The organism is Luteitalea sp. (assembly GCF_044337415.1).
Taxonomy (GTDB): Bacteria; Acidobacteriota; Vicinamibacteria; order Vicinamibacterales; family Vicinamibacteraceae; genus Luteitalea.
In genome coordinates, this window is the sequence record NZ_JBIINP010000136.1 from 1 (window position 1) to 11,032 (window position 11,032).

Annotated in this window: 9 protein-coding genes; 5 read left to right on the forward strand and 4 right to left on the reverse strand. The window is 71.4% G+C overall.

Translation table 11 applies throughout. The features are described 5' to 3' along the window. Positions 1-8 precede the first annotated feature (8 nt). Both ACIRDX_RS16250 and ACIRDX_RS16255 read right to left on the reverse strand, forming a co-directional pair. Positions 9-1,625 (reverse strand): YdiU family protein, encoded by a 1,617-nt coding sequence (locus ACIRDX_RS16250; protein ID WP_396626486.1) that lies wholly within the window; start codon positions 1,623-1,625, stop codon positions 9-11. Positions 1,626-1,646: 21 nt separating this feature from the next. Beyond that, positions 1,647-2,426, reverse strand: coding sequence for an ABC transporter ATP-binding protein (locus ACIRDX_RS16255; protein ID WP_396626487.1), 780 nt, complete (start codon positions 2,424-2,426; stop codon positions 1,647-1,649). Between the two features lie 150 nt (positions 2,427-2,576). Here ACIRDX_RS16255 and ACIRDX_RS16260 point away from each other — a divergent pair, with 150 nt between their 5' ends. Then, positions 2,577-3,344 carry a hypothetical protein gene (locus ACIRDX_RS16260; RefSeq protein WP_396626488.1) on the forward strand — a complete coding sequence of 256 codons (768 nt, stop codon included), beginning with the start codon at positions 2,577-2,579 and terminating at the stop codon, positions 3,342-3,344. 37 nt (positions 3,345-3,381) lie between these two features. Here the strand turns inward: ACIRDX_RS16260 and ACIRDX_RS16265 are convergent, their stop codons facing one another. After that, on the reverse strand, positions 3,382-4,830 hold the full coding sequence (locus tag ACIRDX_RS16265) for a putative Na+/H+ antiporter (RefSeq protein ID WP_396626489.1): 1,449 nt from the start codon (positions 4,828-4,830) through the stop codon (positions 3,382-3,384). 234 nt (positions 4,831-5,064) lie between these two features. Between ACIRDX_RS16265 and ACIRDX_RS16270 the strand changes: the two genes are divergently transcribed. Beyond that, on the forward strand, positions 5,065-6,222 hold the full coding sequence (locus ACIRDX_RS16270) for a Gfo/Idh/MocA family protein (RefSeq protein ID WP_396626490.1): 1,158 nt from the start codon (positions 5,065-5,067) through the stop codon (positions 6,220-6,222). A gap of 118 nt (positions 6,223-6,340) precedes the next feature. On the opposite strand, the gene ACIRDX_RS16275 is transcribed toward ACIRDX_RS16270, so the two are convergent. Next, entirely contained in the window at positions 6,341-6,658 is a 318-nt protein-coding gene (locus ACIRDX_RS16275; protein ID WP_396626491.1) for a helix-turn-helix transcriptional regulator, read from the reverse strand. Positions 6,659-6,856: 198 nt separating this feature from the next. Here ACIRDX_RS16275 and ACIRDX_RS16280 point away from each other — a divergent pair, with 198 nt between their 5' ends. The 3 genes from ACIRDX_RS16280 to ACIRDX_RS16290 all read left to right on the forward strand — a co-directional run. Then, positions 6,857-8,320 (forward strand): NADP-dependent isocitrate dehydrogenase, encoded by a 1,464-nt coding sequence (locus ACIRDX_RS16280; RefSeq protein ID WP_396626492.1) that lies wholly within the window; start codon positions 6,857-6,859, stop codon positions 8,318-8,320. A gap of 2 nt (positions 8,321-8,322) precedes the next feature. Then, entirely contained in the window at positions 8,323-9,045 is a 723-nt protein-coding gene (locus tag ACIRDX_RS16285) for a carbonic anhydrase (protein ID WP_396626493.1), read from the forward strand. A 72-nt stretch (positions 9,046-9,117) separates the two neighbouring features. Next, a partial coding sequence (locus ACIRDX_RS16290) for a PAS domain S-box protein (RefSeq protein ID WP_396626494.1) occupies positions 9,118-11,032 on the forward strand: 1,915 nt, incomplete at its 3' end.

The following is an 11,032-nucleotide window of genomic DNA, read 5'->3' on the forward strand; positions in this document are numbered from 1 at the left end:
CCCAGCCCCTACGAACTGCAGCTGAGCATGCTGCAGCCGGCGCGGTGGCGTGCCCATTCCGGGCGCTTCGCCGCGAGGTCGTCCTCGCCGGGCTGGTCGTCGTAGGGGCGCGACAGCACGCGGAGCATGCGCTCGATCACCGAGGTGTCGCCGGCGGCCGCCGCGTCGATGGCCTGCTGGGCCAGGTAGTTGCGCAACACGTACTTCGGGTTGGCGGCCCGCATGCGTGCCACGCGTGTCGCGTCGGGCTCGCCGTCGCGGCGCACCCGCGCCCCGTAGCCGCGCAGCCACGCGACCACGCGCTCGCGGTGGGGGCCAGCGAGCACGTCTGCGTCGTAGAACGCGTCTCGCAGCGGCGCGATCACGTCGGCGTCGGTCGCGGCCTCGTCGGTGGGCACGGCCGACAAGCCGCGGAAGAAGATCGTCATGTCGGTCTCCACCGCCTCCAGCAGCGTGAAGAGCTCCGAGAGCACCGGTTCCTCGCTCGTCGTGTCGAGCGTCGCAATGCCGAGCTTGTCGCGCAGCATCCCGGTGTACACGCGGTCGAACGTGTCGCGGAAGGCATCGAGGCCGCGGTGCAGGTCGTCCGCGGCGTCGACCAGGGGGATCAAGGCCTCGCCGAGCCGCGCCAGGTTCCACAACGCGACGTTCGGCTGCTGGCCAAAGCGATAGCGGCGGCCGCCGGCGTCGGTGGTGTTGGGCGTCCAGGTCGGGTCGTAGCCCTCGAGCCAGCCATACGGCCCGTAGTCGATGGTGAGGCCGAGGATCGACATGTTGTCCGTATTGAGGACACCGTGCACGAATCCGACGCGCGTCCAGTGCGCGGCCAGCACGGCCGTCCGCCGGCACACCTCCTCGAACCAGGCCAGGTAGGTCTCGCGCACGCCGGGCGGGCCCAGTGTGGGGAAGTGCGTGGCGATGACGTGGTCGGCGAGCCGCGCGAGCACGTCGACCTCGCCGTTGGCCGCGTGAATCTCGAACGAGCCGAAGCGGACGAACGATGGTGCCACGCGGCAGACGACCGCGCCGGGCTCGGCCTGCGGATGGCCGTCGTAGAACATGTCGCGCACGACGGCCTCGCCCGTGCCGACCAGGCTCAGGGCTCGCGTCGTGGGCACCCCGAGCGCGTGCATCGCCTCCGAGCAGAGGAACTCGCGCACCGACGACCGCAGGACCGCCCGTCCGTCAGCCTGCCGGGAGTACGGCGTCGGGCCGGCACCCTTCAGTTGCAGTTCATGGACGCGGCCGTCGGGACCGCGCAACTCGCCCAGCGTGATGGCGCGGCCATCCCCCAACTGGTTGGCCCAATGGCCGAACTGATGCCCCCCGTAACGGGCCGCGTAGGGATCCGCGCCCGGCAGGAGCCGGTTGCCGGACAGCACGTCGGCCGCAGGGCCAGGCCCGAGCGGTGGTCGCCGTAGTCCGAGGTCGTCGCCAACGGCGTCGGCCCAGGCCAGCAGCGAGGGCGCGCTGACGCGGGTCGGCGCCACACGCGAGTAACTGGCGCCCGGCACTCGCCGGGGGATGTTCTGCGTGCTCGGGTCGGCGGGCAGGGTCCCGACGAACGTGGCCTCGAGCGAAACGGACGAGAGATCGCGCACATCCCATCGTCGCAGGGGCGTCAAGGCCGGGCGCCTCGGCGGCGATCACCAGGCGTGATAGTGCCCGTCGCGATACGACACCTCGACGGCGCGATCGTACAGGCCCGACAGCTGACGCGTGGTGAGCATCGCCGAGGTGTCGCCGTCGCCCACCACGCGCCCCTGCTTCAGCAGCACGACGCGCGCGATCTCGGGGACGATGTCGGCGAGATCGTGGGTGACGAGCACGAGGCTGGTGCCCGCCTGCGCGAGCGCGCGCATCGTGGCGCGCACCTCGTGCGCGGCGCCGAGGTCGAGGCTGGTCATCGGCTCGTCGAGCACCAGGGCGCGCGGGCGATGGATGAGTGCGCGTCCGATCAGCAGGCGCCGCGCCTCGCCCGACGACATCCGCGTCAGGAGCCGGTCGGCCAGGTAGGGCAGGCCGAGCCACGCCAGCACCTCGTCGACGCGCGCCCGCATCTCGTCGGTGGGCACGTGATGCGGCCACAGGCCGATCGCGCCGAAGAAGCCCGACAGCAGCAGGTCGCGGCCGGTGATCTTCCGCGTCACGGTGGCGAGCAGGTCGTTGGAGACGATCCCGAGCGCCGCACGCAGGTCCCACAGCGTCCAGCGCGACTGGCCGAGCACGGTCACGCTGGTCTCCGGCAGGTCGAGCGGGTGCAGTTCCCGCGTGATCACCTTGAGCACGGTGCTCTTGCCCGACCCGTTGGGGCCGACGATGGCGACGTGTTGCCCGGCGGGGATGGTCAGCGAGAAGTCGTCGAGCACGCGCGCGCCGTCGCGGATGACGGAGACGTGGGAGAAGGCAATCAGGGCGTCGGACATGGCGTCGCCGAGCATGGTAGCCCGGCGGGTCCGAGGGACGTCCGGCACGCTTCATCCGGAGTGTGCGTGGTTGTCATTACGTCGTCGCGAGCGCAAGATAACGTCACAACACAACGGACCGGCGGCATGTCACCTGCAACGGGAGGCAGCATGGCGGATGAACGTCGCGCGAGCAGGCGCGGACTCTGGACACCGGTAGTCGCGCTGGGCCTGTGCCTGTTGGCTCAGCTCGGCATCGCCCCGGCGGTGCGCGCGCAGGCGCCTGCGCCGCAGGTCGCGTCCCTCCCGTACCGGCCGGCGCCGCCGCTTCGCAGCTACGTCGCCATTCGCCGCATGGAGTCGTCCAACGAGCGGCACAAGAAGGACGCCTGGCTCGTGGCGCGCACGGAGCTGCACGAAGACGGCACCTTCACCTACCAGATCCTCGACGAGGGCGGCTCCGAGCTGATCCGCAACCGTGTGTTGCGTGAGGCGCTCGACAAGGAAGTGCAGCTGCACCGCGACGGGCGCGCGCGTCGCGGCGGCCTCACGCCCGACAACTACGTCTTCTCGGCGCCGACATCGGCCGAGGGCCTGCTGCGCATCGCGCTCGAGCCGAGGCGTCGCGAGGACCTGCTGCTGAAGGGCGTGCTGTTCGCGTCGCCGGACGGGGACCTGCTTCGCGTCGAAGGCGACCTCGTGAAGCGGCCCTCGTTCTGGACCCGCTCGGTCCGCGTGGTGCGCGAGTACGGACGCGTCGCCGGCACGCACGTGCCGCTCAGGCTGGAGATGACGGCGCAGGTACGGATCGTCGGCCCGTCGCGACTGACGATGACGTACAAGTACGAACGGATCAACGGGCGTGGCGTCCACGAGGGGCTGCCCCTGGAGCCGCCGTCGAGCGTCACGCGGGTCGCCTCGCGGGCGTCGCAGCCTTGAGCCGAGGCCGCGCCCGTCGCCGGACGCGGCCCGCTGCCTAGATCAGCCGGTAGCAGATCACGGCGACCGCCGTCGGCAGGAGCGCGCCGAGCAACAGGTAGAGCGGCGCGATGACTCCGCCGAAGAACCGCGCGAGCAAGGCCTGCCCGGCGGGATTGGGCGCGTTGGCGATGACCGTCAGGCCGCCGCCGGTCACCGCGCCCTCGACCACGGCCGTCTTGGCCGACTCGCTCATGTTGGGCACCAGGGTCGCCAGGTAGGTGATGAGTGCGTTGTCGTTGAACGCGGTCAGCAGCGCCGCGCCGAAGAACAGCGGCGTCTCGGTGAGGCTCGCGAGCACCGGCGAGATCCACCAGCCCTGCAGCCCGCCGTGTATCACCAGGCCGGCGAGGAAGAACCCCACCAGCAGCGGCGACTTCAGCGACAACTCCGACTGATACGGACTGGTCGCCTTCACGAACCCGAGGAAGAACAGGAAGCCGCCCACGAACAGCGCCGGGTAGTGCGAGTTGAGCACGGTCCACGCCATGAACAGCGCGTGCGCCGCAACGATCCAGGCCGGCACCGGCAGCAGGGCGCCGAGCCCCTGCGCGACCGCGTCGGCGTCGGGCACCTCGACGTCGCGGACCGCCGGGCGCACCGCCAACGCGGCGAGTTCCTTCCGGAAGAGAAGGAAGTACAGGATGGCCGACGTGAACACCGCGATGAGCGTGCGCCACCCGAAGTGGGTGAGCACATACATCAGGTCCCATCCCCAGGGGCGCGCGACCATCAGGATGGGCGGGGCCGCGAAGTGCGTCAGCGTGCCGCCAATCGAGACGTTCACGAACAGCAGTCCCAGTGTGGCGTACTTCAGGCGCAGGCTCGGCTGCAGGTCGTAGAACTGCCGTCCGAGCAGCACTGCGCAGATCGTCATGGCGGCGGGCTCGGTCACGAACGAGCCCAGCAGCGGGCCTACGGTGAGCGTCGCGAACCACCAGGCCGCCGGCGTGCCGCCGCCCAGGCCCGCCACCTTGCTCATGGCGCGCTCCGCGAACACGATGATCGGCCGCGTCGAGGCCAGCGCCATGATCACGATCACGAACAACGCCTCGGTGTAGTTGACCGTGTCGTTCAGGTAGTGCTTGGCGGTGTCCCACCCACGGCCCCACGTGATCGCCGCGAGCAGCACGACCGCCCACAGCCCGAAGACCACCTCCACCTCGCCTACGAAGTGCAGGATCTCCGACAGGAACGCCGGGCGCCTCGGCTGACCGGCCGCGTCCGCCTCGTCGTCGGCGCGGTGCTGCACGTGGTGCGCGAGCGCGAGGAACTTCGGTGCGAGGAACGTGTGCACGATCGCCAGCACGAAGATCGCCGTCGCCACGAGGTTGAAGGGGTCGTGCGTGACCCGCTCGGCCAGCGTCTGCAGCAGGCCACCCGCGGCGGCCGCGGGGTAGTCGGGGAGCGGGGTCGGGAAATGCGCGGGCATCTGCGGTCCGGCCATCCGCCAACCTTAGTGGACGGGGACGCCGGCTCACAAGCAGCAGAAGGTCCAGTCCGCCCACCGACGCGCACCGGTCACGCCGGGCCGGAGGGCGACCTGCTCCGCGGTGAGGGCCGGTCAGGCGAGGCGGGTCCGGGATGACGTACTCCGAGGGTAGCGCCGGCTGTCCCCACCCGGCCCGGCGCCAGGGCCGCGTGATACGCTCCGCCCGGTCCCGCATCCCCGGAGTTCACGATGGCCTCGTTTCCCGCCCTGTGGTCCCAGTCCGAGGCGCGTCCCCGCCTCTCGGGGCTGGCTCGTCTCGTCCTCGTCGCTGCCTGCCTCATCGCCAGCGCCACCTCCGCGCGGGCACAGGCCACCCCCGAGGCCAGGCCGCTGCGCATCGCCATCGCCGGCCTCGTGCACGGGCACGTCCGCGGGCACATGAACGCGATGGTCAAGCGGACCGACGTGGAACTGGTGGGCGTCTACGACCCCGACGCCGGGCTGCGCGAGAAGTTCGGCGCCACGCACCGCATCGACGCCGCGAAGCTGTTCGCCGACCTCGATCGCCTGATCACCACCACGAAGCCCGAGGCGCTCGTCGTCTACACCAACACGTTCGATCACCTCGCCGTGATCGAGATCGCCGCCCGCCACGGTGTCCACGTGATGGTGGAGAAGCCGCTGGCCGTCTCCACGGCGCACGCGCGGGCCATCGCCGCTGCCGCGGCGCGCGGGAAGATCCACGTGCTCGTCAACTACGAGACGACCTGGTACCGCAGCCATCGCGCCATCTGGCGCCTGATGCACGAGGAGAAGACCGGCGGCCGGATCCGGAAGATCGTGGCGATGGACGGCCATCACGGACCGAAGGAGATCGGCACCCAGCCCGAGTTCTTCGACTGGCTGTCCGATCCGGTGCGCAATGGAGGCGGAGCGCTGTACGACTTCGGCTGCTACGGCGCCAACATCGCCACGTGGCTCCTCGACAACCAGCGACCGCGGCGCGTCACCGCCGTGACCCAGACCAACAAGCCCGCCATCTACGCCCGCGTCGACGACGAGGCGACCATCGTGCTCGAGTACGACGGCGCGCAGGCCATCATCCAGGCGTCGTGGAACTGGCCCGACCATCGCAAGGATCTCGAGGTGTACACCGAGAGCGCCGCGGCCTGGGCGACCGGCGGCAACGCCTTGCGCACCAAGGTGCGTGGCCAGCCGATCGCCGACGCCCCGGTCGAGGACTGGCCGGCCGACGAGCAGACCGCGCTCGACTACCTGACGGCCGTGGTGCGCGGCCGCCTCGTGCCGGGCGGGCCCACCTCGCTCGAGAACAACGTGATCGTGTCTGAGATTCTCGACGCCGCGCGCGAGAGTGCCAAGACCGGCAAGGCCGTCACGCTGAAGTAGCCACCGGTTCTCGCAGGTCACCGCCGGGCTGGCCCGGCGGTCCTCCCCGCCTGACGCGTCAGCGCCCGCGGGTCTCGGGGCGGGGCCTCATGCGCCCCCCGCCGCCCAGGGGCGACGGCTACAGTTTTCTGCTGCGTCGCGGTTCGTGGACCAGGTCGATGAGCGACGCCACGGTGCGGTGCTGCTCGATCGGGTGCCGCAGCGGCAGCTCCGGCCGCACGACATAGTGATTGCGGCGGCCCTCGCGCGCCCGCGTCACGTACCCCGCCTCTTCCAGTTCCGTCACGATGCGCTGCACGGCCCGCTCGGTGACGCCGACCTGCTCGGCCACCTCGCGCAGCCGTGCCTCCGGATCGCGTGCCAGGCACAGCAGCACGTGGGCATGGTTGGTGAGGAAGGTCCAGGGGGCCTTGACGAGCGTGGAAGCCCGGAGCATGGCGGCACTCTAGCAGAAAGATGATGCTTGATGCACGAAACGTGTTTCGTGTATTGTGATTCGCGTATCGTGGTTCCGGCGTGCTACGGGAGGCCTGGGCACCCCCGTGGCCGGGCTGGCACGGCGGAACCGCGATGCACCCCGCGCCCTCATGTCCTGCGCGGGTCCGGCATCCATCTCGTCCTCGGAGGTTCCCCCGTGTCCTGCAAGACCACCCCAGACGGCGCCGCGCGCGTCACCGTGATTCCCGGCGATGGCATCGGGCCTGAAGTGATCGGCGCCGCCCGCCGTGTCATCGCGGCCACCGGCGTGCGCATCGCGTGGGAGGAGCGGGAGGCCGGGGCGGTCGTGTTCCGCCAGGGGCTGCCGAGCGGCGTGCCAACCGAGACGATCACCTCGATTGCCGATACCCGCGTCGTGCTCAAGGGACCGCTCGAGACCCCGGTCGGGTACGGCGAGAAGAGCGCGAACGTGACGCTGCGCAAGCTCTTCGAGACCTACGGCAACATCCGCCCGGTGCGCGAGTTGCCGGGTGTGCCGACGCCGTTCTCGGGGCGCGGCATCGACCTCGTGATCGTGCGGGAGAACGTCGAGGATCTCTACGCGGGCATCGAGCACATGCAGACGCCCGGCGTGGCGCAGTGCCTGAAGATCATGTCGCGCAAGGGCTGCGAGAAGATCGTCCGCCTGGCCTTCGAGGTCGCGGTCGCGCAGGGCCGCCGCTCGGTCCACTGCGCCACCAAGGCCAACATCATGAAGCACACCGAGGGCCTGCTGAAGCGGACCTTCGAGGAGATCGCGCCCGAGTACCCGGGCATCGAGGCGCGGCACATCATCGTCGACAACTGCGCGCACCAGCTGGTGCGCGTCCCCGAGCAGTTCGAGGTCATCGTCACCAGCAACATGAATGGCGACATCCTCTCGGACCTGACCTCGGGCCTCATCGGCGGCCTCGGGTTCGCGCCGGGCGCCAACATCGGCAACGACGTGGCCATCTTCGAGGCGGTCCACGGCAGTGCGCCGACGATTGCCGGCACCGACACGGCCAACCCGACGGCGGTGCTGCTCACCTCGGCGATGCTCCTGCGCCACATCGACGAATTCGCGGCTGCCTCGCAGGTCGAGGACGCGGTGATGCGCACGCTCGAGGACGGCGTCTACACCCGCGACGTGCGCGTCGAGGGCGCGGTGTCGACCACGGCGTTCACCGACGCGGTGATTGCGCGGCTCGGCCAGCAGCCGCGCGTGGCGACGCCGGCGCGCGCCCACAAGCCGTTGCAGTTGCCGCAGGTGGAGTCGCGCCCGGACTACGTCTCGGCCGGCCGCCGGCGCGCCATCGGCGCCGACATCTTCGTCGAGGCGGGAGGCACGCCCGAGTCGCTCGGGCAAAGCCTGGAGGCCCTGTCCGAGTCGAGCCAACTGCGCCTGAAGATGATCTCCAACCGCGGCACCAAGGTGTACCCGTCATCCGGCGCCATCACCGACTGCGTCGATCACTGGCGGTGCCGCTTCGTGATGCGCGACGCCGAGGCCGAGTTGTCCGACGAGGTCCTGCTCGACCTCCTGCATCGCGTGCGGTCGCGCCATCAGTGGATGCACATCGAGAAGCTGAACGAGTTCGACGGCGCCCTCGGCTACACGCGGGCCCAGGGGGAGGACTAGCCGTGGCCGATCAGCGCGACGACCTGCCGGGCCTCGGTGGCGACGGGCAGCCCCAGCGCGTGTACGACATCCGGGAATGGACGCCGCGTCCCGCGCTCCGGCGCGTGGGCGCGCCCCGCGCCCTGTGGGCACGGGGCCAGGCGCCCCAACAACCGGTGCCGCCGCCCATCACCCCGGTGCGCCAGGTGCCGGTGCGGGCGAAGGCCTCCGAGGCGGCGGTCGCGGCCACGCCCATGTTGCTGATCGGCTGCGCCGAGTCGGCTGCCCTCGACCGGCTGGCGTCCGGCCTGGGCGCCTCCACGGTCTTCAGGAACATGGGCGGCGTCGCGCCGCGCTCACCGCAGGGACGCGGCGACGCCACCTCGCTCGAGGCGGCGCTCGAGGCGGCGGTGCGCCACGGAGGGCCGCTGCACGTCGCGTGCGTGGGGCACCGCGGGTGCCACGCCCTCAGCACCTCGACCCGCTACGCCTCGACGGCTCACGAAGGGCTGGCGCCCGAGCGCGCCGTGCGCGCCGTGGAGCACCACGTGTTCATGCAGATCCATCGTGTCCGCACGTACCTGCGCCGCCGCGGCCGCCATCCCGAGGTGCACGTGAGCGGCCTGTGGGTCGACGAGGCCACGGGCCACGTGCACGTGTTCGACCCGGGACGCCGCGCCTTCGCGCCGCTGGTCGCGTTCGACCTCCGGCCGTACGCCGCGCCGGTGCCGGCCCGCCGGGACTAACCTTCGGTGGTGTTGCCGCCGCCGCTCCGGGTCGGGCAGCGTGGCCTCGGCGGGGCCATATATTCTTGGTGCGTGCAGAAGCGGGCCCTCGGCCTCAGCGCGCTCGTGTTCGTCGCGTCGGCGCTCGTCGCGGCGTTCACCGTGCGGTACGCCTGGGAGGCCACCGCCGCCCGCGATGAGCGCTGGCTGGCGCAATCGGCGGCGGAAGTGCCCGCCCATCTCGCCGAGCGCACCCGCTGCCTCTCGTCGACCCTGTCGACCCTGGGGGGCGCGATCGCCGCCGACCCGGCCCTCGATTTCTCGGGATGGCAGACGCTTACGGGTGGCTGCCTGGCCTCGCGCGGCGCGGCCTGGTTCGACGGCGAGGCTCCGGTGCCGCCTGGCACCCCCATCCGTCCCGCGCGCATCACGGACCGCGGCGTCGGGACCCCCGCCCTCGACGAGTCCACCTGGGCCGAGCTGTTCGCCGCGATGCCGCCGGCCGACCTGCGCCGCACGACGTGGCCCGTGCTGGGGCCGACGCAGGTCGTCGACGGGCAGCGCCTCGCGCTGCTGGTGGCGGCCGTTCCCCAGGGATCAGACCCGGGGCCAGGTCCCGGAGCCACCCCCGGACCGGGACCGCGCCGCGGCTGGGTGGCCCTCCTCGTGTCACCGGCCGAGCTGTTCGCCGGCCTCATCGACCCCGGCGTGATGAGTGTGCGGATCGAGGACCCGGCGATGCCTGGCGCGCTGCGCGCCGTGCTCGACACCGGGCAGCCGTCACATCCCGTGGTGGCCAGCCACAGCATCGTGGTGGGGCACCGTCCGCTGCAACTCGTCCTCGGCGACGCGCGGCCGTCCTCGTGGGGCGCCCGCAGCATCGTCGGCGTCGTGACCGCCCTCGGGTTGCTGCAGACGATGAGCCTCACGTGGCTGGTGTACACGCTGGCCGCGTCGCGTGAGCGGCTCGCGCGCCAGGCGGCCGCCAGGGATGCCTCGCTCCGTCGCGAGGAGGCGCAGACGCGCACGCTCTCCCTCGTGGCCAGGCACGCCACCGATCTGGTGCTGCTGACCGACAGCGGCGGGCGGATCGAGTGGGCCAACGCCGCCTTCCTGCGCGCCAACGGGTACGAGCTCGACGAGATCACCGGGCAGCTGGCGTGGACGCTGCTGCACGGGCCGGAGACGCCGCTCGACGCGGTCGAGTCCGTGCGCACCGCGCTCGCCTCGGGCAGCGGTTGCCGCGTCGAGACCGTCAACTACACCAGGGCGCGCGTCCCCTACTGGGTGAGCCTCGAGATCCAGCCCGTGCACGACGAGGCCGGCCTGCTCACCAACTTCATCGCGATTGCCCGTGATGTCACCGCCGAGCGCCGCGCGCAGGAGGCCCTCCGCAAGAGCGAGCACCAGTACCGACGTGTCGTGGAGCAGGTCGAGCAGGTGATCTTCCAGCTCGACACGGAAGGTCGCTGGACCTTCCTCAACCGCGCCTGGCACGACCTCGCGGGGTTCGAGATCGAGGCGTCGATCGGGCGTCCCCTCGTCGAGTTCCTGCACCCGGACGACCGCGTGGCCGTCCAGCAGATGTGCCGGGCGCTGTTGGCCTGCGAGAAGGACGAGTGCCACCAGGACCTGCGGTTCGTCACCAACCGCGGATCGGCATGCTGGGTGGCCGTGTATGCGCGTCCCGTTGTCGAGGACGGCGTGCTCCTGGGCGTGGCGGGCACGATCACCGACATCACCGCCCGGCGGCACGTGCAGCAGGAGCTCGAGCGCGCGCGCATCGCCGCCGAGCGCGCCAGCGCCGCCAAGAGCGAGTTCCTCAAGTCGATGAGCCACGAGATGCGCACGCCGCTGAACGGCGTCCTCGGGCTGATGGAGCTGCTGTCGGCCACCAGGCTCGACGCGCAGCAGGCACGCTACGTGGCCGTCGCCCGCGCCTCGGCGACGCACCTGGCCACGCTCATCACCGACATCCTCGACCTGTCGCGCATCGAGGGCGGCGCGC

Bases quoted from the DNA above. Each gene is read 5' to 3' on its own strand.
- ACIRDX_RS16255 (WP_396626487.1), bottom strand. From the start codon at position 2,426: ATGTCCGACGCCCTGATTGCCTTCTCCCACGTCTCCGTCATCCGCGAC.
- ACIRDX_RS16270 (WP_396626490.1), top strand. From the start codon at position 5,065: ATGGCCTCGTTTCCCGCCCTGTGGTCCCAGTCCGAGGCGCGTCCCCGC.
- ACIRDX_RS16275 (WP_396626491.1), bottom strand. From the start codon at position 6,658: ATGCTCCGGGCTTCCACGCTCGTCAAGGCCCCCTGGACCTTCCTCACC.
- ACIRDX_RS16265 (WP_396626489.1), bottom strand. From the start codon at position 4,830: ATGGCCGGACCGCAGATGCCCGCGCATTTCCCGACCCCGCTCCCCGAC.
- ACIRDX_RS16260 (WP_396626488.1), top strand. From the start codon at position 2,577: ATGGCGGATGAACGTCGCGCGAGCAGGCGCGGACTCTGGACACCGGTA.